Annotated in this window: 21 protein-coding genes; 9 read left to right on the forward strand and 12 right to left on the reverse strand. The window is 49.8% G+C overall.

What is annotated here, in order from left to right; all coding sequences use genetic code 11:
- Positions 1-38: 38 nt before the first annotated feature.
- The 5 genes from BMW65_RS05825 to BMW65_RS05845 form a co-directional block, all read right to left on the reverse strand.
- Positions 39-1142: a serine hydrolase domain-containing protein gene (locus tag BMW65_RS05825; protein ID WP_218145351.1), complete on the reverse strand. Its 1104-nt coding sequence runs from the start codon at positions 1140-1142 to the stop codon at positions 39-41.
- 62 nt (positions 1143-1204) lie between these two features.
- Complete coding sequence (locus tag BMW65_RS05830; protein WP_090603533.1) at positions 1205-1390, reverse strand: hypothetical protein; 186 nt, start codon at positions 1388-1390, stop codon at positions 1205-1207.
- Positions 1380-2552: a PepSY-associated TM helix domain-containing protein gene (locus BMW65_RS05835; protein WP_090603535.1), complete on the reverse strand. Its 1173-nt coding sequence runs from the start codon at positions 2550-2552 to the stop codon at positions 1380-1382. The genes BMW65_RS05830 and BMW65_RS05835 overlap by 11 nt, the downstream gene beginning before the upstream one ends.
- 32 nt (positions 2553-2584) lie before the next feature.
- On the reverse strand, positions 2585-5002 hold the full coding sequence (locus BMW65_RS05840; RefSeq protein WP_090603537.1) for a TonB-dependent receptor: 2418 nt from the start codon (positions 5000-5002) through the stop codon (positions 2585-2587).
- Positions 5003-5272: 270 nt separating this feature from the next.
- Positions 5273-6763, reverse strand: coding sequence for a succinate CoA transferase (locus BMW65_RS05845; RefSeq protein ID WP_090603539.1), 1491 nt, complete (start codon positions 6761-6763; stop codon positions 5273-5275).
- 139 nt (positions 6764-6902) lie between these two features.
- On the opposite strand from BMW65_RS05845, the gene BMW65_RS05850 reads away from it, so the two are divergent.
- The 3 genes from BMW65_RS05850 (at position 6903) to BMW65_RS05860 (ending at position 9454) form a co-directional block, all read left to right on the forward strand.
- Positions 6903-7715 (forward strand): helix-turn-helix transcriptional regulator, encoded by an 813-nt coding sequence (locus tag BMW65_RS05850; RefSeq protein WP_090603541.1) that lies wholly within the window; start codon positions 6903-6905, stop codon positions 7713-7715.
- 36 nt (positions 7716-7751) lie between these two features.
- Positions 7752-8600: a 3-keto-disaccharide hydrolase gene (locus BMW65_RS05855; protein ID WP_090603543.1), complete on the forward strand. Its 849-nt coding sequence runs from the start codon at positions 7752-7754 to the stop codon at positions 8598-8600.
- An 83-nt stretch (positions 8601-8683) separates the two neighbouring features.
- On the forward strand, positions 8684-9454 hold the full coding sequence (locus tag BMW65_RS05860; RefSeq protein WP_090603545.1) for an alpha/beta hydrolase: 771 nt from the start codon (positions 8684-8686) through the stop codon (positions 9452-9454).
- 60 nt (positions 9455-9514) lie between these two features.
- Here BMW65_RS05860 and rpsT read toward each other — a convergent pair whose 3' ends face one another.
- On the reverse strand, positions 9515-9769 hold the full coding sequence (gene rpsT, locus BMW65_RS05865; protein ID WP_090603547.1) for a 30S ribosomal protein S20: 255 nt from the start codon (positions 9767-9769) through the stop codon (positions 9515-9517).
- Between the two features lie 151 nt (positions 9770-9920).
- Here rpsT and BMW65_RS05870 point away from each other — a divergent pair, with 151 nt between their 5' ends.
- The 4 genes from BMW65_RS05870 (at position 9921) to smpB (ending at position 12811) form a co-directional block, all read left to right on the forward strand.
- Positions 9921-10469, forward strand: a complete 549-nt coding sequence (locus BMW65_RS05870; protein ID WP_090603549.1) for an RNA methyltransferase — start codon at positions 9921-9923, stop codon at positions 10467-10469.
- Positions 10470-10620: 151 nt separating this feature from the next.
- Positions 10621-11499, forward strand: a complete 879-nt coding sequence (gene sucD / locus BMW65_RS05875) for a succinate--CoA ligase subunit alpha (RefSeq protein WP_090603551.1) — start codon at positions 10621-10623, stop codon at positions 11497-11499.
- 140 nt (positions 11500-11639) lie between these two features.
- Positions 11640-12302 carry a metal-dependent transcriptional regulator gene (locus BMW65_RS05880; protein ID WP_090603553.1) on the forward strand — a complete coding sequence of 221 codons (663 nt, stop codon included), beginning with the start codon at positions 11640-11642 and terminating at the stop codon, positions 12300-12302.
- A gap of 53 nt (positions 12303-12355) precedes the next feature.
- Positions 12356-12811 carry an SsrA-binding protein SmpB gene (gene smpB, locus BMW65_RS05885; RefSeq protein WP_090604274.1) on the forward strand — a complete coding sequence of 152 codons (456 nt, stop codon included), beginning with the start codon at positions 12356-12358 and terminating at the stop codon, positions 12809-12811.
- A gap of 26 nt (positions 12812-12837) precedes the next feature.
- Here smpB and BMW65_RS05890 read toward each other — a convergent pair whose 3' ends face one another.
- From BMW65_RS05890 to BMW65_RS05900, 3 genes are read right to left on the reverse strand one after another with little or no spacing between them, the layout of a single operon-like run.
- Positions 12838-13242 carry an acyl-CoA thioesterase gene (locus BMW65_RS05890; RefSeq protein ID WP_090604276.1) on the reverse strand — a complete coding sequence of 135 codons (405 nt, stop codon included), beginning with the start codon at positions 13240-13242 and terminating at the stop codon, positions 12838-12840.
- A 19-nt stretch (positions 13243-13261) separates the two neighbouring features.
- A complete protein-coding gene (locus BMW65_RS05895; RefSeq protein WP_090604278.1) occupies positions 13262-15073 on the reverse strand; it encodes a MutS-related protein in 1812 nt (603 codons plus the stop codon).
- Positions 15074-15126: 53 nt separating this feature from the next.
- Entirely contained in the window at positions 15127-15783 is a 657-nt protein-coding gene (locus BMW65_RS05900; RefSeq protein ID WP_090603555.1) for a protein-L-isoaspartate(D-aspartate) O-methyltransferase, read from the reverse strand.
- Positions 15784-15888: 105 nt separating this feature from the next.
- On the opposite strand from BMW65_RS05900, the gene BMW65_RS05905 reads away from it, so the two are divergent.
- Positions 15889-16623 carry a hypothetical protein gene (locus BMW65_RS05905; RefSeq protein WP_143053822.1) on the forward strand — a complete coding sequence of 245 codons (735 nt, stop codon included), beginning with the start codon at positions 15889-15891 and terminating at the stop codon, positions 16621-16623.
- On the opposite strand, the gene priA is transcribed toward BMW65_RS05905, so the two are convergent.
- Positions 16617-19100, reverse strand: a complete 2484-nt coding sequence (gene priA, locus BMW65_RS05910) for a replication restart helicase PriA (protein ID WP_090603559.1) — start codon at positions 19098-19100, stop codon at positions 16617-16619. The two genes, BMW65_RS05905 and priA, sit on opposite strands and share 7 nt — an antisense overlap.
- A 24-nt stretch (positions 19101-19124) precedes the next feature.
- The gene (locus BMW65_RS05915) at positions 19125-19514 is read right to left on the reverse strand and encodes a DUF423 domain-containing protein (protein WP_090603561.1); all 390 of its coding nucleotides are present in this window, start codon (positions 19512-19514) and stop codon (positions 19125-19127) included.
- A gap of 150 nt (positions 19515-19664) precedes the next feature.
- On the opposite strand from BMW65_RS05915, the gene BMW65_RS05920 reads away from it, so the two are divergent.
- Positions 19665-22298, forward strand: a complete 2634-nt coding sequence (locus BMW65_RS05920; protein WP_090603563.1) for a hypothetical protein — start codon at positions 19665-19667, stop codon at positions 22296-22298.
- Here the strand turns inward: BMW65_RS05920 and BMW65_RS05925 are convergent.
- Positions 22295-23440 (reverse strand): acyltransferase family protein, encoded by a 1146-nt coding sequence (locus tag BMW65_RS05925; protein WP_090603565.1) that lies wholly within the window; start codon positions 23438-23440, stop codon positions 22295-22297. The genes BMW65_RS05920 and BMW65_RS05925 overlap by 4 nt on opposite strands.
- Positions 23441-23458: the final 18 nt, after the last annotated feature.

A 23458-nucleotide genomic window follows, 5' to 3' on the forward strand; every position in this document is an offset into this window, starting at 1 on the left:
TTTTTCCAATCTATCTCGCAGCAACCGAAAACTATCCCTTAATACCCCTTTGCCAGGTTGATGAACACATTGAACCAATTGGCCTTCACTTTGTGCCCCAGGCGCACGATGATCAAGTTTTTAGCTGGATTGACGTAGATATACTGCCCGAGGATGCCTTGGGCAAGAAAATCACCCTGAAATGTAGGCAGCCACCACTGGTATTGGTAGCGTTTATTACTCCCCGCTGTGCTATCCACCTTGGTCGATTGGCGCACCCAATCAGCTGGTACCAACTGTTTCCCTTCCCAATTGCCGTGATGCAGGTATAGCCGGCCCAGTTTGGCAAAGTCACGTGCCCGCGCATTCAGGCAGCAGAAGGTCTTTTCCAGCCCCTCTTTTTTGCGATCGATGCTCCATGTAGCGTCGTACTCCATACCTATCGGTTGCCAAATCTTCTCATCAAGGTATTGGGTGATGGTCTTGTCGCCCAAGGCCCGATCCAGCACCAAGCCCAGTACCTGGCTGTTGCCGCTGGCGTAGGCGAAACGGGTGCCGGGTTCGGTCTCCAACTTCAACTTGGTGGTAGCTTTGCGGAGGCGACGGCCGTAATAGAAGGTGGCCACCTCCCCGAAGGGATTGCTGTACCCTTCATTAAATTGAAGGCCGGAAGTCATCTGGAGCAAGTGTTCGATGGTGACTTTGTCAAACCCGTTCTTGGCCATTTCGGGTACGTACCGGCTTACCGGGTCTTGCACAGCGCCGATCAACCCATCTTCAATGGCACAACCGATGAGCATGGAAAGGACGGACTTGGCCATTGAAAACGAAGGCACAATGGACGCCTGATCGTAGTCGTCAAAATAGCGCTCGTAGAGGATGCTGTCATTGCGGATAACCAGGAAAGCCACGGATTCCGTCTGCTGGAGAAAATCATCGAAAGCGACTGCGCCACTGCCGAGATCGATGGTTTTGGGTCCTTTTTCTTCCACGGCCGTATGAAACAGGAAGGGATCGGATGCACCGTGGAGTTCCCGCGCCGGGAAGATCTTGTAGTCACCGATGCCTGCAAAATTAAACCATACGAAGCGGCCCAGCTTGCAGCCAGACAGGGTCGCCGTGGCCAACAATAGCGGGATTAAGAAATAGCGTGTTTTCATCATGTAGCGGTTGTAGTTTTAGCTTGTCTGCTAAAATACAATTTTTTTCCGACCCTGATAAGGGGCTACTGACGGAAGAACGCCCGCCCATGCTTGACCATGGCATATAAAGGGATGCCCAAGGCTATCCAGGAAAGGGCGTACCAGGCAATGCCTGTACCCATAATGGCAAACAACAGCCCGGCGATGGTAATCAAAAACAACCAAATCGGCTTGCCCCAGACCTTGACAAATTTATGCTTATCCAACATGCTCCTGCTCGCTTGATAGGGTAAGTGATTCCACTTGCCGGATGGCCCTTTTCAACTGCGCCTGCCGTGCTTTGCGCCTGGCAAACCACAGGTATAATCCGGAAATAAGTACGGCAATCGTAAAAAGGTCAAAAACCACCCACATGATTTTCATGGGGATCCCCCCATAATCACCGAAATGGAAGGGCTGGGAGATAAAAATCGTTTTCAGGTACCACGGCATGTCACGCATATCCGTCAGCTGCCCGGTCTTGGCATCAATGAGAGCCGGCTTGATAATGCGCGAAGTGAGCGGTGTGGTACCTATCATGTACACGGCGTAATGATGGCCACTGGAATACAATGTACCCGGATAGGCTACAAACGAGACGTCCATCCCCGGAGCCGCCGCTTTCGCGCTGTCAAGGGCAGCCTGTAGCGAGCCAAGCGACCCTTTGGCTTTGGGTTGGTCTTTATAATCAGCCACCATTTCGGCAAGCTGCCCTTCCCGCCACGCCTCCAGTGCGGGATCGGCCAACGTGTTGATGACACCGGAAAGACCGACAACGGCTGCCCATGCCAGTGTCACGATGCCCAACAGGTTATGCAGGTCCAGCCACCGCAGCCGCCGTGATTTTTCGGTGCGGATCATCCCGAAGTCAAACCGCTTCATGATGGGACCATACAGTACCACACCTGACACCATGGACAGGGTGAATAACAACCCCATAAAGCCCAGGAAGAGCTTGCCCGGTATGCCGGCGAGCATCTCCACATGAAGGTAATACATCACGAGCATGAAATCCATTTCGTTGGGCGGAGCTTCCAGCACATTGGCCGTATACTCATCCATCGTCAGGTAATGGTCGGCCGTGATGGGCGCTTCCGCCGAATCGGCCAGCGTGACAAACATTTGGCCGGGGTGGTGGTCCTCATCCCAGAAAATGTATTTGGCCACCTTGCCGGGCAATTGTTCCATCGCGGCCTGAAGCACCACGTCTTTGGACAAACGGGCAGCCTCCGCCGATGGCGCGGCCTCGATCTCGTCGTGCATAAGGTGGTCTATTTCCTCATAGAATACCAATGGCAGTCCGGTGACGCACAGCATGAGCAAAAAAAGGGTACAGACCAAACTGGTCCATTTGTGTATTTCAAACCACAGTTTTATCGTCCGTGCCTTCATGTTCCCGAAAGGTAAGCAATTCTTCGAACTTGTTAAAATTTATAGGCCACGCTTGCCGCAAAATTGCGCTTTTTCTGCGGATTGACCGACCAATAACCGGTATAATACTGTGTATTGGCAAGATTATTCAGATTGGCCGTAATCCGGACATGATCGCCATTGTAAAATACACTCGCATTGACTAAGGTATATTCGGGCAAGTAAAATACGCCGGTCTGGCTATTGTCAATCACTTTATAACGACTGGCGTAGTTGCCGCCGATGCCAATGCCGTAATACTTAAGCTTGCCCTCAGGGAACCGATAGGTTGCCCAGATATTGGCCAAATTTTGCGGGCCCTGGCCTCCGGGGCTTCTGCCCGGCTCTGAATAAAAATCATCGTTGTTGCCCGTTATCACTTTAGTTTCGTTATAGCTGTACCCTGCCATGATATTCAATCCGGACACTGGATTGGCATTTACATCCACCTCAAAGCCCTTGCTGCCTACCTTGCCCCCTTGCACGGAGCTGTTCGGATTTGCCGGATCGGGATACACCCGGTCCGATACTTTGATATCGTAGACCGACACTGTACCAAATAGCTTATCCGAAAACAAGTTGGCTTTCACCCCATATTCCCATTGGTTGGCCTGCTCTGGTTTGAATGACTTGATTTCAACGAAGTTGCCGTCTACATCAAATACCTGCTGGGGATCTACATTGATGAAGGCATTCATATAATTGGCAAAAAGGGAGATTTTATCGCGTATAGGTTGGTATACCAACCCGAATTTCGGTGACAGGGCAAACTGGTCAAAATCATCATCAGCAACCTGCTTCTCCCCTTTGGAGTCAAAATAATCAGCCCGAAGGCTCACCATGGCCATGATACCGGGCGTCACATTAAGCACATTGGAGAAGTAGGCACTATAGGAACTATTGGCAATGTTGCTCATTGTCCCTTCCAGGCCACCCAGCAGGTTTTCTATGGATGCCTGCGTCAGGTATACGGGCGGCATTTCCTCCCCGATGAGTGGATCGACATAGTCTACCTCGCCCTGGGGTGTCACACTCCGCGCCCATCCCCATCCCGAGCCGTTGTCGATGACGTTGCGGCTATAGTAGTCAAGCCCGATAAGCAGGCGGTTCCGCAGATTACCGATTTTGAAATCACCGTTGAAATTCTGCTGGATATCGGTGGTGTTGGTCGTCTGCTGCTCTTTGTGGAAGATCTGGCTAAAATAGTTGTCGCCCGCCACGTCATCCCAAAGGTAGCTGTAATAACCATTGGATTTGACTGTCCCACGGGAAACCACCGTTTGGGAAGTCCATTGGTCAGACAATTTATACAGCATTTGCGCTTGGAGGTTGTACTTGGGATTTTTTATCGTAATGTCATTGCTGGTGAATGACAGCGAAGGATTGAGGTTCAATTCTTCGATGGTACGGAAGTCGAGCGGACTCAGCCGATCGGAATTGAAGAATACGGGTGCCACGGCCCGTTCTTCTTCCAAAATCTCGGCCATTATATTAAACGACAGCCGGTCATTGACTTCATAGGCCAACGTAGGGGCGATGAAAAAAGACTTTTTAAACCCGGCATCCTGAAAGCTCCCTTCCGAATGGTAGGCCGTATTCACACGCGCCGTGATCTTTTCGGTCTTGCTCAGCGGCGTATTGATATCCGCAGCAATACGGTTCAGGCCGAAGCTCCCGAAACTGTAGGTGACTTCGCCGCCAAAGCCATCATATGGTTTTTTCGTGATGGTGTTGATCAACCCGCCATAGCTGTAGAAACTACCACCAAACAGTGTCGCCGAGGGGCCTTTGATCACCTGTATTTCGGCCACGTTGGCCGGATCGAGGTTCCCACTGGCCAGGCCGGGGAGTCCATTGGTCAAGGAAGGCTGGGCGTCAAAACCACGTAGGGCAAAATAGGCAGCACCATCTCCCGCCCTTCCGGTAGATTCCCACGTCCTTGTTATCCCGGGGACATTGCGGAAGGCATCGTCATAAGACGTGACCACCTGCTGCTTTAACAATTCGGCTGAGACGGAGTTGTACACTTGTGGATTTTCCAGGTTCTTTAAGGGGATTTTAGCCACCTCAGTATTCCGGTTGGGTGATTGCTGGGCTGAAACGATGACTTCCCGCAACTGGGCAGCATTTTCCTTGAGCACGAAATTGGCGACAGCCGATTCACCCGGTCGGACAGTCACGGTCTTTTCTTGCGCTTCAAGGCCAATAAAGGAAGCGACAACCACATGTATCCCTTCTTGGACATTTGTAATCTGATAATTTCCACTCCCATCTGCCCTGGCACCCCGGTTGGTACCCTTTACGGTGATATTCACCGATTCAGCCGGACGGCCGTCGAATGTTGTTATCGTTCCGCTGATGGTGCCGGTTTGTGCCAACGCTCCGATCGAAGCTGCTATAAAAAGAATTGTACAATAAAATTTGCTGTTCATGCCCTTATTTTTACAGCCGGCAAAACTATTATTTAAATCTATTCTAAACAATAGCAAATGACAAATCGTTCGCGAAATTTATTCTTCGGCATACGACACATTATGAAAATCCGTCAAGGAATTTAACAAAACATTAACAATCTGCAGATGCTTTAGGCACACTTATTGAACACGGTTGGTTATAAAATTGTCTTTTCATAATTTAGGTTTATAATTGGTTAGTTAGAAAAATCCCTGATTCTCCCCGTTTCAGGGATTTTCATTTATGGGCTATTTCATACTCCCCGTTTCCCTGAGCCGGGTGTGCCAGCTGAATGCTTCTTCAAGGATATGGGGGGTATGGCCACCCCGGAGCGTACGGGCACGATCAAAATAGGATTGCAATGCTTCACGGTAATCGGGATGTACGCAGTTGTCGATAATCGTCTGTGCACGTTCGCGGGGTGCCAGCCCGCGCAAATCAGCAAGTCCAATATCCGTGACCAGGATATCCACATCATGCTCGGTATGGTCAACATGTGATACCATGGGCAGGACGTGCGAAATGTGGTCTCCTTTGGAAGCCGCTTGGGTGACAAAAATACTGAGGTATGCATTTCTGGCAAAGTCTCCGGATCCGCCGATGCCGTTCATGATGTTTGTGCCACTGATGTGCGTCGAATTGACATTGCCATAGATGTCAAACTCGATGGCCGTATTGATGGCAATGACGCCCAGCCGACGAATCAAGCCCGGGGTATTGCTAATGTTCTGCGGCCGCAGCACCACCCTGTCTTTGTACTTCTGTAGATTGCCGAAAACGCGGTCGTAGCATGCGGAAGACACGGTAATTGATGATGCTGAAGCAAAGCTCATCTTCCCGCTGTCCAGCAAATCAAAGGTACTGTCCTGCAATACCTCCGAAAACATCCGCAAATCATAAAAATTGCTATCCTTAAAGCCGGAAAGTACGGCATTGGCTACTTTGCCAATCCCGGCTTGTAGCGGGAGCAGCCTATCCGTCAGGTGGCCCTTTCTGACTTCATCTTCGAAAAAATGAAGCAAATGCTGGGCAATGGCGATGGTTTTCGCATCGGGCGGTGCAATATCTGCCGGGCTATCCTGGATGTCGGTAAATACGATAGCGGCAATCTTATTGATATCCACGGGTATGGACCGCCTGCCTATCCGGTTTTCCGGCGCGACAATCGGGATGACGTTGCGGTGCGGATAATTCTCCGGCTGGAAAATATCGTGCAGGCCATAGATGGATTCGGGCACTTTGGTATTGATCTCGATGATAATTTTCTTGGCCAAGCTGAGGAATGTCACCGAATTGCCTACGGAAGTGGTGGGTACGACACTCCCATCCCGCTCGATGAATGCCGCCTCAATCACGGCAATATCCACGGGCGGCAAGCATTGGTTGTGCAAAAGCTCGGCACTTTCGCTGAGGTGCTGATCGATAAACAGCACTTCGCCCTTGTTGATGGCTTCACGGAGCACGCGATCCACTTGAAATGGCATCCGCTTCGTCAGTGCCCCCGCCCGGGTAAGCTTCGCATCGGTATCGTGGCCCAATGATGCCCCTGTCATCAGCGTCACTTTTAATTCTTCCTTTTCCGCACGCTTGGCTAACGCATCGAGCACGACTTTGCTGTCCCCAGCTTTTGTAAACCCGCTTGACCCTACCACCATGCCGTGCTTAAACAGTTGCGCGGCCTGCTCCGCGGTGACCACTTTTTCAAACAGTTCTTCCGCCTTGATTCTTCCGTATGGCATTCCCAGTTCGTTTTATATCCTTGCAATATTAAGTGTTATCCGCCAACCACATTTATTACATTGCGTCATAAATTTATTCATTTTAGACAAATACTCGTGTTTTCTCCTTATTTTAGCCCGCGATTATGTTACAGCCTGAATGGAGAATTATGTAAATAGGTATTATATCACGGAAGTGGATCGGTATCCGGACACCATTTATTGCCATCATGCTGTAATGGGTGAAAAATTCATCCCCGAACACGCGCATAAAAAGGGGCAATTCCTCTATACCGAAGGTGGCGTCGTCTACCTAAACACGCCAGAGCAGTCGTATTTTCTACCTGCAAGGCATTATATCTGGATCCCCGCCGGTGTACAGCACAGCATCCATCCCAGCACACCCGAGGTCATCATGCGCAACCTATATTTTCCGGTGTACACCTGCGATGATGTATTTTTTTCGCAAACGGCCATTTACCCCGTGGACGATTTATTGATGGAATTGATGATGTTTACCAACCGCTGGAACGGCAATATCCGGCCGGAGGATGAAAGCAGGTACAGCATCGCCAAGGCGTTCAAAATGTTGCTGCCCGAATTGGGCAAGGGTGCACTGCCTTTGGCGCTGCCTTATCCGGATGACAGCCGCCTGGTGAAAATCGTGGAATACCTGGATAAACATGTCGCCGATAGCATCGGGTTTAAACATGTTGCTGACCATTTCGGGGTCAGCGAACGCTCATTGGCGCGTTTATTCCAAAAAGAACTCAACATGTCCTTCATCCAGTACTTTACGATTCTACGGATGCTGAAAGGGTTGAAATTGCTATTGGACGATAAACTCAGCATCAATGAAGTAGCTGCGAAAGTGGGATACAGCAGCCTGCCTACCTTTAGCAATACATTTACCAAGATAATAGGTGTAAGGCCAAGCGAATACGTCAAACACCGCGGGCTATGGGACAGATAAAACAACGATACTAGCACTAACCTCAATAGCAATCAGATGAAAGCATCTCTTATCATTGCGGCGGCACTTGCTTCAGCAGTAGCGGCCTGCACAACGACCAACGGCAATGACGAATTGAAATGGATCCAGCTCTTCAATGGCAAGGATCTCAACGACTGGACCGTAAAAATCGCCAAACACGAAGTAGGTGAAAATTATGCCAATACATTCCGTGTGGAAGACAGCTTGCTAAAGGTACGGTATGATGGCTATACAGACTTTGATTTCCAATATGGGCATATCCATTACAACACACCTTATTCGGCCTACCTCCTGCGTGTGGAATACCGTTTTACCGGCGAACAGGCACCGGGGGGCGAAGGCTGGGCCTGGCGCAACAGCGGGGCCATGCTACATGGGCAGGATCCGAAAACGATGTTGAAAGACCAGGATTTTCCCATTTCCATTGAAGGGCAATTGCTGGGGGGTGACGGCACAAACGACCGAACCACCAGCAACCTGTGTACGCCGGGCACCAATGTATTCATGGAGGTGGACGGCGAGCTGTTTACCCCACATTGCATCAATTCATCTTCAAAAACCTACCACGGCGACCAATGGGTGACTGCTGAATTTTTGGTGCTGGCAGACTCCGTGGTGCATCACATCCTCGAAGGCGATACGGTATTGACCTATTTCAAGCCCCAAATTGGCGGCGGAAGTGTATCCAATTATGACCCGGCGGTAAAGGAAGACGGCAAATTACTGAAAAGCGGCTACATCTCGTTGCAAAGCGAAAGCCACCCCATTGACTTCCGGAAAGTGGAATTGCTTGATTTGGAACCTTATATGCAGGATAAAGCAAAGCTGCAGCAGGTGCTGGGACGACTACGGAACGGCCAATGAGCCGCCTTCCATACGATTTTAACCCAAGTTAAAAAGTTTGATAGTTTTACGCATTAACTTTGACATATCAAAAAACAAAAGCTATGTCAAAGTCAAAAACAATCGTACTCATCCACGGAAATTTCGTGAATGATCTTACCTGGGCAGACTGGAAAAGTCGCTACGAACAAAGAGGCTATACGGTATACACGCCAGCCAATCCAGGACACGAGGGAACCCCCTCCGATTTACGGGCCAATGTACACCCCAAGCTGGCAGCCGTGGGTTTCAAGGACGTGGTGGATAACATCGCGCAATTGATCGACTCCCTTCCTGAAACACCATTGATCATCGGGCATTCCATGGCGGGAATGGCAGTATTGAAACTGACGGAAATGGGCAAAGGCGCTGCCGCGGTCAGTATCGACGGAGCTCCCCCAAAGAATGTATTCCCTCCGTTTGCGACCGTAAAAACCGTGCTGGGTACGTTCGGCTTTTTTTCAGGGAAAGACTATTTCATGGGCTCGAGAAAATGGTACAACCACGCATTCTTCAACACCTTGCCTGATTCCGAAAAGGAAAAAATGTTCGACAGATACGCTGTCCCGGAAAGCCTCAAGGTAAGCCGCCAATTGGTACTGGATGCCTATTCCAATATTGATTTCCGGAAGCCACATGCACCGATTCTCTTCGTTGGCGGGGGCAGCGACCATATTTTCCCTGCATCACTCACCCGAACAATTGCCGGAAAGTACCGCGATAAAAACAGCTGGGTTGATCTGAAAGTATATGAAGGGAAAAGTCATTTCATCGCCGGAGAGCCGGGCTGGGAACAGGTAGCGGATGATATCCTGGATTGGTATGAGCAGCTGTAACATAAAAAAAGCCGTCCCGATGCATATCGGGACGGCTTTTCGCTTATTGTATCTGTAGTATTATGACAAGCTATTCACGAGTTTAGTCAGCTTCGACTTGTTGTTGGAAGCTTTGTTTTTATGGATGACATTTTTCTTGGCCAAGCGGTCAAGCATGGAAATCACCCGTGGCAACAACGCCTTTGCCTCATCGGCATTTGTTGTATTCCTCAATTTCTTAATCGCATTACGCGTAGTCTTCGCTTGGTAGCGGTTCCGCAGGCGCTTCGCAGCGTTGGCACGGATTCTCTTAAGTGCTGATTTATGGTTTGCCATCTATTTAGCTATATTTTTTCTTTCAATTTTCAGACCGCAAAGTTACTACCTTCTTTTTAATATTCAAAACAAATCTTATAATTTTTAGGGTGTGACACTGGACATTAGCCATTAGACACCGGACTTTCAAACTTTCCCTATCTTTGCCCCCATGCAAAAATTATCCATGGATCAGTTACAGCGGCCATCGGTCGAGGCATTCAAAGTACAGGCCAAGCTCCCGGTCACGCTGGTACTTGACAATGTCCGTAGCATGCACAATGTGGGATCAGCCTTCCGGACGTCGGATGCTTTTGCGCTCGAACGGATCGTATTATGCGGCATCACCGGCACGCCCCCCCATCGCGAAATTGAAAAAACGGCACTCGGCGCTACGCAATCTGTCGCTTGGCTCCATGCGGCAGATACGGCACAGGCCGTCCAGCAGCTCCGCGAAGAAGGGTACCGCATCCTGGCTGTGGAGCAAGCCCAGGGCAGCACTCCCCTGCAGCTATTCGCGCCCGCAGTCGGCCAAAAGTATGCATTGGTCTTTGGCAATGAAGTACATGGCGTGGCCGATGACGTGATGGGGCTGGTAGATGCATGCATCGAAATTCCGCAGTCGGGCACGAAACACTCGCTCAATATCGCGGTATCCATCGGCATCGTGCTGTGGGACTTCTACACCAAACTTCACCTCCGTGTAACGGATTCACTGTAAAATTTCACCGTAAAATCTTAGGTTTCATCTGTCAAAATCTGTTTCGTCAGTAGCAGGTGAGCGGCCGATAAAATTGCTTTCATATGTCGTTCCTTCAAACTTGCATATGAAAGCAATTTTATCTAAGTTTGCGGTACAAAAATCCAGAACAATGAGTGTATTAGTAAATAAGGATTCGAAAGTAATCGTACAGGGCTTTACGGGCAACGAAGGCACCTACCACGCCTCGCAAATGATTGAATACGGCACCAATGTAGTCGGTGGCGTGACTCCCGGCAAAGGCGGGCAGACGCATTTGGAACGACCGGTATTCAACACTGTACAGGACGCCGTAGACCAAACGGGAGCTAATGTATCCATTATCTTTGTTCCGCCGGCTTTTGCTGCAGATGCTATCATGGAGGCCGCTGCTGCCGGTATCGAAGTCATCGTATGCATCACCGAAGGCATCCCCACCAAAGACATGATTCAGGTAAAATCTTACCTGAGTGACAAAAACTCAAGGCTCATTGGGCCGAACTGCCCTGGCATTATCACGGCAGACGAGGCAAAAATCGGCATCATGCCGGGCTTCATCTTCAAGAAAGGCAACGTGGGCATCGTATCCAAATCCGGCACGCTTACCTACGAGGCGGTAGACCAAACCGTAAAGGCCGGACTAGGCATTACGACAGCTATCGGCATTGGTGGCGACCCCATCATTGGCACCACGACGAAAGAGGCTGTGGAATTGCTGATGAATGACCCCGAGACCGAAGGCATCATTGTCATCGGTGAAATCGGTGGCGGCATGGAAGCTGAAGCTGCCCGCTGGATTAAAGAACACGGCACCAAACCGGTGGTGGGCTTTATCGCTGGGCAAACCGCGCCTCCGGGACGCCGCATGGGCCACGCTGGGGCCATCGTGGGCGGCGCAGACGACACGGCCGCTGCCAAAATGAAAATCATGCGCGAATGCGGCATCCGTGTCGTGGAGTCGCCTGCCGAAATCGGCAAAGCCATCGCCGAGGAATTAGGCGTAAATGTATAGGTTATAATACAAGACCACAATATAATGGGCGTTGGGTGTATATCCCAACGCCTTTTTTATAGCTACCGTACCCACCAAAGGGCAAATAGCTCCCCCGCTCCGATCGCAATATTCCTAACAATTTACCTACCTTTGCAGCTATGCTATCCGACACCGAGGAAAATTACTTGAAAGCCCTGCTGCGCATTACTGGTGAGCATGGCGGTGCTGGCGAGACCGGGACGAACCAATTGGCCGGCAAGCTCAACGTGCGTCCGGCCACGGCTACCGATATGTTAAAGAAATTGAAGGAAAAGCAGCTTGTCAATTACGAAAAATACGGTAAAATATCACTCACCGATACGGGACGCGATTTGGCGATAGCCATCATCCGCAAACACCGGCTTTGGGAAACCTTCCTGTTTGATAAACTGGGGTTCAGTTGGGATGAAGTGCATGATATCGCCGAGCAATTGGAACACATCAAATCCGAAAAATTGGTGGAGCAGCTCGATAAATTCCTTGGATTCCCACAATTTGACCCACATGGCGATGCCATCCCCACCGCCGATGGCGACTATATCAATGAAGCCCGCCTCACACTGGCCGAGGCCTGTGTAGGCAAACACTATACCATTGTGGCAGTAAAGGATAATAGCCCATCGTTTTTGCAGTATGTAAGCCAAATCGGCATCCGCATCAATAGCCAGGTAGCCGTTTTGCAGCAATATGAATTTGATCATTCCATGATGTTGGCCATTGATAACTCCCGGATCAACATCTCGGACAAAGTGGCGCAGAATATCTATTGTAAACCTTTGTAATTTATACGCCCTGCGGCCTGTTGTGGCCGCAGGAACTACGCACGACACACCATATGGCACTATCTTCAGACATCAATATCAAAAATAAAAAGGCGTTTTTTGAGTACCACATACTGGACACTTATGTGGCTGGCATACGCCTGCTTGGTACGGAAATCAAATCCATACGCGAGGGCAAAGCAAACATCAACGATTCCTTCTGTTCGTTTTTCGACGACGGCCTATATATCCGCAATATGCATATTGCCGAGTATTCGCACGGCTCATTTTACAACCACGAGGCCAAACGCGACCGCCAGTTGCTGCTTAATAAAAAGGAACTCAAAAAACTGAAAACCAAAAGCGAGGAACGTGGATTCACGATTATCCCCCTGCGCATGTTCATCAGCAAACGCGGGTTTGCCAAAGTGGAAATCGCATTGGCACAGGGCAAAAAAGACTTCGATAAGCGGGAGACCATCAAGGAGCGGGATACCAAACGGGAGCTGGATCGGGTGATGAAGGGATAACCAGTTATAGGCAACGGCCAAACTATTTACCCCAGCACCGGAACTGGATTTTTATGCTCATCAATAGCCACGAAAGTAAATGTGCCTTTGATAGCCAGTTCCCTGTGGTCGTGGTACATCTGCTCCACAAAAATTTCCACCTCGACCTTAAGGCTGGTACGGCCCACGTGTACCACCTTCCCTATCAGTTCCACAATCGTGCCCGCTGGTATCGGTTTGGTGAAATCAATGCGATCGGATGAAACGGTCACCAAGCGCTTCCGGCAAAACCGTGTCCCGGCAATGAAGGCGACTTCATCCATCAGCGCCATGGCCGTTCCGCCATACAAGGTATCATAGTGGTTGGTGGTATTCGGGAAAACCGCCTTGAAGATATGCGTTTCGGATTGTTCAATACGCTCTTCAATGGATAAGTTGGCAGTTATGTTCATGGTCATTGACAATTAATGTTTAATTGATGTTTATTCCTATCCCCTTCAGTAAAAGGGATGCATTAAAAATGGTGCATTCGCCGGATTTAAGCTTATAATCGAAAAGCATCTCGGCATCTTTCACCTGGATGTCGAAATGGTAGTTGGCGAGCACTCCGGGGTATTCCCCGGCCAGTTTGGACAGCTGCAAATCGTGCGTGGCTACCATACCTACGCCATCATCGGCAATCAGCTGCTTGATAATCGCTTTCGAACCCAAGTATTTGTCCATGGAATTGGTGCCCCGTAGCATCTCATCGACAAGGAAGAACGTGTTGGGCTGGTATTTCACGGTCTGCAACACCAGTTGTATCCGGTTTAGTTCGGCTTTGAACGTGGAGGTGCTTTCGTTTAGCGAGTCTGCAATGCGCATATACGTGACCAGGTGGAAAGATGACAACCGCATCACTTTTGCACATACGGGTGCGCCACACAGGGCCAGCACGGCATTAATGCCCACGGTACGGAGGAACGTGCTTTTTCCGGCCATGTTTGAGCCTGTTATCAATGCCACGCGGTGATTTTCCAGGGAGTAGTCGTTTGCCACAGCGACACGCGGGGAAATCAGCGGGTGTGCAAGTGCCTGGGCATGTACAATTGGCTTTTTTGACTCGACTACTTCGGGAAATGCCCACTGCGGGTGATTACGGCTCAGCGTCGCCAAACTTACCAAGGCTTCGATTTCGGCAACGGAGTCAAAGGCGTTAAGCATATTCACCCCATACCGCTTACGCCAATCGAGGATGGCAAATGCCTGCCGTAAATCCCAAAGTGCCACCATGTTGAGCACGGCACCCACCAGCATGTTTAGCCGGTAGTCCAAGCGATCAATCAGCACGGCCAACTCCCGGAAGACGATGGAAACAGGCTTAGTCTCCCCCTCTGCGTACAACGCTGATGCAGACATTTGGCCCAGTTGGCTTTGCCACTTCCGAGTCTCAATGAGCTCAAATGATGCGGCAAAAGCACCTAACAGCCGCCCGGCTTTACCCACTTCGCCCGCGATAAGGTTGATTTTTCGGCCGTAGCCGATTGCTACCAAGAAATGGCCCAAAGCAAAAAAGAGCGCTATGCGCGAAAAGACAGGTTCAAACAGGGCCAATCCAATAAGCAATGCCATCAACCAGGGTGCTACTTTTACGTATAAGCGCATCAAGGAATTGCCAAAGACAACATGCTCATTATTCAGAAAGCGGTCAAACTGCGCTTTGAAATCACCGCGATGCTGTAAATTGAACCACAGTTTGGCCTGAAACTGCTGGCACCAATCCCGATCACCGGCCAACTCCTTCACGGTTTGTTGCCTCATCCCTATCGTTATCGCACCAGCAGGCGAAGACAACCAGCCGCCCAATAGCCGGTTGGCCAATTGAGTCGCACAGCGATTGACCATTGCAAAAAGCGAGGATGGCCCGAATACATCCAGATCGCTCACATAGGGATGATGGCTGTCCGCAAAAAGCTCCCCGTGCGGGTACCGATTGGGCAGGCCATTGGAAACGTCTATTTCATTTTGGTTTACAGCCAGAAAATCTTCCAACGCGGCTTTACGGGCCTCCAGCTTGCTCTGCCGCCATACCAGTCCCATGAAAAGCACAATGATGGTGAAGAAAAGTGCCATGACCAACCACAACCACTCGGACTGCACCGCCATGAACAGTGCAGCGCCACCGCACAAAATGGTGGCGAGGCGCAGCAGTGAATTGCCATTTATGGACTTTCGCAACACGGCCAACCGCCCATTGGTGTCCGCTATATTTTTTTGATAGGCATTATAAACGTGTTCTGCCATGGTACTGCCGTTCATCATATTAATCATCCAAGCCCTTCTTGCCTTTTACTCGCTCACCATGCCTGATCACCCACCAGCGGAACAAACCGGAAGGTATCCAGCTCGATACGCTCATATTCCTGCTCCCCCACCCGAAGAATGGTGACCATCTTTTGTTCTTTCTCGCTTCCTACCGGAATGACCATGACACCTCCGATACGGAGTTGCTTGAGCATTACCTCGGGCACAAAAGGCGCGCCAGCAGTCACCAGTATTTTATCATAGGGACCATATTGAGGAATGCCCTTGGAGCCGTCGCCGAGAAAAAAATTGGGCTTATAGCCCAAATAGGGCAATACCTGAACAGTCCGGTCATACAGATTCTGCTGCCGTTCGATGGTATAGACATCAGCCCCCAGCTCCATCAGGATACAGGTCTGGTAGCCGGATCCGGTGCCGATTTCAAGCACTTTGTCGTCGGGCTTGATATGGAGCAATTCCGTTTGGTAAGCTACGGTATAGGGTTGCGAAATCGTCTGCCCATCACCGATGGGAAAGGCAATATCTTTGTAGGCCTGGTTCCAAAAAGTCTCATCAAAAAAATAATGACGGGGTACTTTGCCAATGGCTTCCAAAACGTTTTTGTCTTCAATGCCCCGCCGTTTCAGCAATTCAACCAATTGCTTACGAGCTCCTTGCTCACGGTAGTTGTCAATAAATTTATATGCCATTACGGCCCAAAAATAAGGATATTAAACGAGATATGCGAAGTTGCCATCGTTCCGTTAATATATAATTAAATTTACTATTTTCGCACGGTATAAACTTTTTTACACATGAGGTATATTCTTCTAGTTGTTTTGCTTTGCTCCACAGCCGATCAATTGCTTGCACAAGTAACGCGCATTGATACGGTCAACTACCCCAATCCGACCATCCCAAAAAGGAAACAATACAATTTCAATACGGATTATTGGTATACCGTCGCTGTGCGGGCTTATGCTTACGAGCAATTCCCGCAGCTGCTTGACCAACCATCAGGGCAATCGGCATCCTTGGGTTCAGCATTCAACGGCATCCTATTTAAGATTAATGACAACCAAGTCGCTTACCGCTTGCAAGCAGCGCATTTCAACAACGAAATTACATTTGACAACGAATGTGACGGATGCGCCGAAGTAACGGGAAAATTCCAAAACACGGCAATTAAGGTAGGTGCTGAAAAAAGTGTCAATTACTCCCGCTTCCAGCCTTATTTCGGGGGCGATTTGGGCTTCATGATGCAAACGCTCAATACGAAGGGTTATGACGCTAACGTATTTGCGGAGGATAATAAAAATGCGTTGCTCTTTTCACCGTTTATCGGTGCCAAATTCTATGTGGTTTCACGGGTAGCCATCGGTATCGAAGCCAATTTCAATATCGCCTACACCTACCAAAAGATAAACGCTTATGCAGACAACACATTTACCGGCGAACCGGAACAAACCAAACGCCACCGTTGGGAGTATTTTTTCTCACCCGTAGCCGCTGTCACCCTCCAGTATAATTTTGGTTTGATCAATCAATAGGGATCCACGTCAATTTGTACGCGCACTCCTTTATTGAGCTTATCCGCCTCGAAGCGCAATAAGGTCGCTTTTACCAGTTCTTTTACTTTGGTGATACTCGTGCCGCTGCGTTCCACTTTGAGCAGGATGCTGTAGATATAGTAGTTGCGCACCCGCCCCACCAACGGCACTTCCGGCCCGTATACACGTTGTCCCAGCCCTTCACGCAATGCCGTTGCCAGGCGATGTGCGGCATCGTGCAGGGCCTGCTGTTCTTTATGCTTTACGTCAATCTTAAATAAGCGGTAAAAAGGCGGATAAGCGTAGTTTTTGCGCTCCGCTACTTCCGTCATGAACATGCCCTCATAGTCATTATCGATGACCTGCTGGATGATGCGGTGGTTGGGTGCATACGATTGGATAATCACTTTCCCACTGTCATTGCGCCTTCCCGCCCGTCCGCTTACCTGGGCAAGCAACGAAAAGGCCCTTTCATAAGCCCTGAAGTCGGGATAGTTGATCAATCCATCGGCATTAACAATACCGATCAAGCTCACTTTTCCAAAATCCAGTCCCTTAGCTACCATTTGGGTGCCTACCAGCACATCATAGCGATGCTCATCAAAAGCATTCAATACCCGGTCAAACCCGTGCTTGCCCCGCGTGGAGTCCAGATCAAGGCGACCGATGCGTACATTGGGCAGCAACATTTCGAGCTCCTCTTCCACCCGTTCGGTGCCAAAGCCCTTGCTTTCAATATGGGTAGAACCACACGCTGGGCACACTTGTATGGGTTCTTCCGAAAACCCGCAGTAATGGCAGTGCAGTTTACCACTACTTTTATGGTAGGTAAGGCTTACATCGCAATGGATGCATTTGGCAATATAGCCGCAGGTCTTGCACTGCAACAGCGGCGTATGGCCCCGCCTGTTTTGAAAAAGGATGATCTGTTGCTGCTGTGCAAGGGCTTTTTCCATTTCTTGCAGCAATGTACCGCTGAAATAAGAAAACATGTTTCCCTTGCGGCTTTCCTCGCTGATGCTCACCGTCACGATTTCAGGCAGCTTGGCATTTCCATAGCGTTGCTTAAGTTCGACCAGGCCGTATTTGCCCGCACGTGCATTATAATAGCTTTCGACCGACGGCGTCGCTGAACCCAGCAAGACTTTCGCACCGTGGATGTGGCCTAAGTAAATGGCCGTATCACGCGCATGGTAGCGCGGTGACGGATCAAATTGCTTATAGGAAGTTTCATGCTCTTCATCGACGATGACAAGACCCAGTGCCCCGAACGGCAAAAAGACGGCAGAACGTGCCCCTACAATGACCTGATATTCATTATTGCGTATCTTGTGCCACACTTCCGCACGCTCATTATCACTGAAACGGGAATGATAAACCCCCAATTTATTGCCGAAATGCATCCGTAACCGCTCCGTAATCTGCGTGGTCAATGCAATTTCCGGCAGCAGATACAATACGTTGGTACCCTTGGCCACCGCCTCTTCCATCAGGCGGATATAGAGCTGCGTCTTGCCTGAAGCCGTGACGCCGTGCAGCAGCACCACATCCTTTGCCTCAAAGTTGCTTTTGATCGCCTTAAACGCGGCCGACTGCGCGTCGTTAAACGTAAAGTCGCCCGTGACTTCGATGTCCTCGCCGTCCAGGCGGCTTACCGCCAGCTCTTCCAACACCAATATACCTTTTTCCACAAGCGCCGAAATAATACCTCCACTACAACCACTTGCTTCCATGAGTTCCGACTTTGCCACCTTTGGTTGCCTACGGCTTAGTTGGATGTAAGCCAATACGGCATCCTGTTGCTTGGGTGCATTATCAAGCGAGTCCAGCAGCAACTTCCGGCCAAGCTCGTCCACATAATCATCATGCAATTGGACAAACGTCTTTACCTTGGGCTTATATTTCGGAGCAACTTCTTCCGAAATCAAGATCAGCCCCTTATCGAATAGCCTTTTGAGAATGGGAAAAACCGTTTTCTGCCCCAGCAATTTGACGATATCGCTTACCTTCAATTCCGGTGTGAGATCCAATGCATCCAGGATAAGAAACTCCTTATCATTCAAGGCCGATCGGTCGATGATCTCCGTACTGGCTGCGATAATCTTGGTCTCGCTGGCCAATTTCAAGGCCGACGGCAAAGCAGCCTGCATCACTTCCCCCAATGTGCAGAGGTAATACGATGCTATCCAATCCCATAGCCGCAGCTGCACATCATCCACAATGGGCTGCTCATCCAGCACATCAAGGATATACTTGGCCTCATATAAAGACGGGGCTTGGTACGTCATGCGGTATACAATAGCGGAATAGACCTTATTTTTCCCGAATTGCACGATGACACGTTTGCCTATCGCCACTTGGCTATCCAACGCACTTGGAATGCGGTAGGTATAGGTCTTCGATATGGCCAACGGTAACACCACCTCCACGAACAACGTGGTGCGTATAGCAGCATTACCTTCCGTAAATTCAAGCATAATAAGGCAAAAATCAAGCAGGCACTATCCCTTATTCTTGATGGTAGCAATAAATAAACCGAGCCATCCTAATATGAAACACAACCCACCAATCGGTGTAATCGGGCCAATAATCGACGGAGCTCCAAAATCGGTGATGGCGTGCGTACTCAATAGATACAGCGATCCGGAAAACAACAATATCCCCAATGTGAATGTCACAAATGAAAACCGAATGTAGGTATTTTTTGCCCGGGAAAATGTCGCTAAAAACAATAGGGCGACCGTATGATAAAATTGATACTCCACCGCAGTATCCCAGGTCTCCAGATGGTCTTCGCTGATTTTGCCTTCCAAACCATGCGCTCCAAATGCACCCAATACAACAGCTACAAGACCAAAAAACGAAGCAGTGAGTATAATGCGTTTATTCATCGGTATAACAATGATTAATTAAGGCCAATTTAATGATAGTAATATTTGCCAAACTTAGGCATAATTGAAGTCATATGCAAGCTGGTTCAAATGGGAATAAAGTTACCCAAAATTTTACTTTCGGCACTTTTTATGTTAGGTTTGTAGGGAATGAGGAATACCATTATCATCACATCGATAGCATTCATAGCCGTGGTGGTCGCCTCGATTTTTTATTTTTCCGATCTCAGGAAAGGCGAACGATCCAACCGGCAGCCCCTTTCCTATATTCCCGGCGACGCCGCTTTTTTGGTCTCTTTTAAAAATGAAGACGCGGCAACCCGTATGTTCACTGGCTTCAGCTTATTTGAAGCTATCCTTGGCAACATCCAGTCCCAGCGGCTGCACGATATCCAACATATTTTGCGGGACGAACAGCTTACCTCTTACGTCAGCGGGCAAGAAGTCGTACTTTCCTTCCACCTTCGGGAAAGCCAGCTCCATTACTTAATGGGCCTTCCCCTCAATGAGCCCCTCTCTGTACAGGCCTTGTTTGACAAGGTGGGTGGCATGGATACACTTTTCAACCCACAATGGGTGGATCCCGATTCACTGCCACAGGCATTCTTATTGCATTTGCCCGATAGCTCCATGCTCTATGTCGCCGAGCGCGAGGGCATGCTATTGGCCAGCTTCAGCAGCGAACTACTGTCCGATGCCCTCAACGAGGATACCCCCCGGCTAACTGCCGATGCCATTGACCATTTCCACCGTGCAAACAACGCTAATTCACCGATGACATGGCACATCAACCACGGGCAGCTGGCCGCCTTCACTGCCGGGATCCTGCAAAGCCAACCTCAAGGCATGGCCTCCTTGCTGGAGGGACTACCCGGATACTCCACCCTGCACATGAATTTCAAAAGCGATGCGTTGATGTTCAGTGGCAATAGCTCCCTAAATGCCGACACAATCACTTACCTTTCGCTTTATGGTCAGCAACGCCCAGTCGAACAGACCTTGGAACATCTATTTCCGGCCAGCACCGCGTCTTACCTGGCATTCGGCATCAGTGACTTCCCCGCTTTGCATACGGGCATTGTCCAGCTGCTTACCATCCGGGACGAACTCACCCAAATGCAGGAACAGCATCGGTTGATCCAGCATTCATCCGGGCTATCCATACAAGCGGAACTTTTGCCCGAATGGGGGGATGAATTCGCCGTGCTCGAATTAGCCAACCAGGAAAAACTCGCCATCATCGAGGTAAAGGATTCGCTGTCATTTGCCAATACCATCCAGCGGATTAGCACGGCCTACCCTGAAAAATTATACCGGCTCAACCATTCCAACCTGCTCTATTACAGTTTTGGCGATCCGCTGAAAACGTTCACCCGGCCTTATTTTTTACTGGTAGACCAATACCTGATTTGTGCCAACCAACCCAATACGCTCCGGCAGTTTGCCGTGGATTATGCCGCGCAAAAAACATTGGCTACCACGCTTGGCTACATCGATTTTGAAGCCTTGCTGGCCAACAGCAGTAACGTGACCTGGTTTGTAAACAGGGATAATGCCGCAAGTACCATCACACAGCGGCTAGTCACACCATTTGAAGCGATTTACCGTGACACCGTCCACTTTGGTTACCAACGGTTTTATGGATGTTCCTTCCAGCTCTCCGGCGCTTCGGGAAATTTTTTTACCAGCTTTTTTGCCAAATACGACCGCAATGAAACGACAAGCGTTGCCGCGCAATGGGCATTCGACCTGAATGGCCAACTCATCACTGATCCCATCGTCTGCCATTACAACGATACCAGTTCGTTTATACTCGCGCAGGACGCCAGCTATATTTTACATGCCATAGCGACCGATGGACGAAAGCTTTGGAACGCCCAGTTGCCTGGCCCGATACTGGGCGACATCCAGCAATTGACCGACGGTAGCATCATGCTTACGACAGCAAGAAGGCTTTATCGGCTTGATACCAATGGTGATCCGCTGCCGGGGTTTTCCTTGCAGCTTCCGCGTGACGCCACCTACGGTGCCACCGTGTATGAAGACGGCCAAGACGTGCGCTTGTTTGTACCAGCAAAAAACCATATCCTGGCGTACGATGGCCGTGGGTCACGCCTTCGGGGTTGGGACAACAAAACGGTTTCGGGTGATTTGTTGTTTGACCTAAAAACAGCCCATGCAACGGATATCCATTACGTAATCGCCGCTACGGATGCCGGGCGGTTGTATTTTTTCAATCCCAATGGGCAGTTGATAGGCGTTGAAGACCATGGCCAGCAAGTCGGATTCAGCAATCCCATCGGCATGTACCTATCAGCGGGCGAACCCGATAGGTCATGGGTAGCCACCACGGACACGTCCGGCACTTTGCAAATCGTCAATTTTGGGCAACAGCATACCGAAAAGCACATCCGGCAATGGAGTCCGGCACACACCTTTGACATGGCAACCGTGTCGAATAGCGAGGCTCCTGACTTGATCTTTACCGACAAGGGGCAGTTATCCGTTTATCAAGACACCGCGTTGGTTTACCATTACGATTTCAGGCAGCAGCTCGCAGACCGGCCACGGTTTTTCGCGCAGGCCAATGGCACACACCAAATCGGCATCGCAACGGAAGGCAATGAGCTGATTTACATATTTAACCCTGATGGTACAATCGTCAATGGATTTCCAACGGAAGGGGCACCGTATTTTTATTTTGGGCCGCTGGAAAGGGACAACCATCGTTATCTGCTATACAGCAAAGGCGACCGGAAATTATACGGTTATCGCTACGATTAGGCCCTTCGTTTATTGAGCCTGGTGCGCCACTTCATAAACGGGTACTCAACCACCATATTGAGCAACAACGCACCTAGCACCGATACCATCCCACAAATCAATACCCGCATGTTGCCATCCTTTTCCAGTCCCATGGCATCCAGCGGTTGTTGCAGCAGGTGGTTCAGAAATTTATGGCAAAGGTAGATACCGTATGATAATGCAGCGATAAGAGCACTCACTTTCCAACGAGTACGGTATAAGATGCAGGATGGGGAAAGTGCCGCGAAAACGAGGACACCGTAGGCGACGGACAATAAAGGGTAGCCAATCACCGTCGGCCAGAACGTCAGCCGATCACCCCGGAAGAGGAAATACGACACCGCCAATAGGAGCAACCCAACCACCAGCAGCAGATTGCCATGCTTGGCCTGCCAGGCCTGCCAACGTGGGCGATAGTTCATTGCCGATGCAATTGCCACACCCACCACGAGTCCATCCAGCCGATTGTACGTAGGGTAGTAAATCCATTTGTTATAAGCCACAAATCGATTTTCCGTAATGGCATTGTCGTAGAAGGGCTGCATCACTTGGAGCCAGAGGACACTCCTGACGAGCAATCCAAGCACCAATATGCCTAAGAAGACCCATAAACCCTGCCGCCAAATGCGGGAGCCTGCAAGCAAGGAAAGCGTAAGCGGCAAAAGGAGGTAAAACTGCTCTTCGATGGCCAACGACCAAGCGTGGGAGAATGTCCCCTCGTTGCCGAAATCCAAATCAAAATTCTGCGTGAATGTCAGAAATTGCCACAGCGGCGCAATGCCATCACGTTCCCGGATGATCGGGAAGGTAAAATATAAAAATACAACAAGAAAATAAGCCGGAAAAATCCGCAAGGCACGGTTCACGTAAAATTCGCCGAAGTGGATAGACCCGGTGTTGAGTTGGCGCATGAGCTGGTTGCCAATCAAGTAACCGCTCAGCACGAAAAAAAGGTCAACACCGCTCCAACCAAAAAGCCCGATCTCATTGACCCATCCCGGACGTTCATAGGCCCGGTAATGGCAAAGGAATACCAGAATAATGGCCAACGCACGGAGGTGATCCAAACCTGCCAGGTGCTTGCGATCGACATCCAGTATGTGCCGCCAGTACCCACCCATAGCTAATCACCTGATGCC

Origin of the sequence: Parapedobacter koreensis (assembly GCF_900109365.1) — a bacterium.
GTDB lineage: Bacteria > Bacteroidota > Bacteroidia > Sphingobacteriales > Sphingobacteriaceae > Parapedobacter > Parapedobacter koreensis.

Coding starts and splice junctions, on each gene's coding strand:
- BMW65_RS05915 (WP_090603561.1), bottom strand. CDS start 19,514: ATGAATAAACGCATTATACTCACTGCTTCGTTTTTTGGTCTTGTAGCT.
- BMW65_RS05855 (WP_090603543.1), top strand. CDS start 7,752: ATGAAAGCATCTCTTATCATTGCGGCGGCACTTGCTTCAGCAGTAGCG.
- rpsT (WP_090603547.1), bottom strand. CDS start 9,769: ATGGCAAACCATAAATCAGCACTTAAGAGAATCCGTGCCAACGCTGCG.
- sucD (WP_090603551.1), top strand. CDS start 10,621: ATGAGTGTATTAGTAAATAAGGATTCGAAAGTAATCGTACAGGGCTTT.
- BMW65_RS05895 (WP_090604278.1), bottom strand. CDS start 15,073: ATGGCAGAACACGTTTATAATGCCTATCAAAAAAATATAGCGGACACC.
- BMW65_RS05880 (WP_090603553.1), top strand. CDS start 11,640: ATGCTATCCGACACCGAGGAAAATTACTTGAAAGCCCTGCTGCGCATT.
- BMW65_RS05850 (WP_090603541.1), top strand. CDS start 6,903: ATGGAGAATTATGTAAATAGGTATTATATCACGGAAGTGGATCGGTAT.
- BMW65_RS05860 (WP_090603545.1), top strand. CDS start 8,684: ATGTCAAAGTCAAAAACAATCGTACTCATCCACGGAAATTTCGTGAAT.
- BMW65_RS05840 (WP_090603537.1), bottom strand. CDS start 5,002: ATGAACAGCAAATTTTATTGTACAATTCTTTTTATAGCAGCTTCGATC.
- BMW65_RS05845 (WP_090603539.1), bottom strand. CDS start 6,763: ATGCCATACGGAAGAATCAAGGCGGAAGAACTGTTTGAAAAAGTGGTC.
- priA (WP_090603559.1), bottom strand. CDS start 19,100: ATGCTTGAATTTACGGAAGGTAATGCTGCTATACGCACCACGTTGTTC.
- BMW65_RS05890 (WP_090604276.1), bottom strand. CDS start 13,242: ATGAACATAACTGCCAACTTATCCATTGAAGAGCGTATTGAACAATCC.
- BMW65_RS05925 (WP_090603565.1), bottom strand. CDS start 23,440: ATGGGTGGGTACTGGCGGCACATACTGGATGTCGATCGCAAGCACCTG.
- BMW65_RS05870 (WP_090603549.1), top strand. CDS start 9,921: ATGCAAAAATTATCCATGGATCAGTTACAGCGGCCATCGGTCGAGGCA.
- BMW65_RS05835 (WP_090603535.1), bottom strand. CDS start 2,552: ATGAAGGCACGGACGATAAAACTGTGGTTTGAAATACACAAATGGACC.
- BMW65_RS05830 (WP_090603533.1), bottom strand. CDS start 1,390: ATGTTGGATAAGCATAAATTTGTCAAGGTCTGGGGCAAGCCGATTTGG.
- BMW65_RS05900 (WP_090603555.1), bottom strand. CDS start 15,783: ATGGCATATAAATTTATTGACAACTACCGTGAGCAAGGAGCTCGTAAG.
- smpB (WP_090604274.1), top strand. CDS start 12,356: ATGGCACTATCTTCAGACATCAATATCAAAAATAAAAAGGCGTTTTTT.
- BMW65_RS05825 (WP_218145351.1), bottom strand. CDS start 1,142: ATGATGAAAACACGCTATTTCTTAATCCCGCTATTGTTGGCCACGGCG.
- BMW65_RS05920 (WP_090603563.1), top strand. CDS start 19,665: ATGAGGAATACCATTATCATCACATCGATAGCATTCATAGCCGTGGTG.
- BMW65_RS05905 (WP_143053822.1), top strand. CDS start 15,889: ATGAGGTATATTCTTCTAGTTGTTTTGCTTTGCTCCACAGCCGATCAA.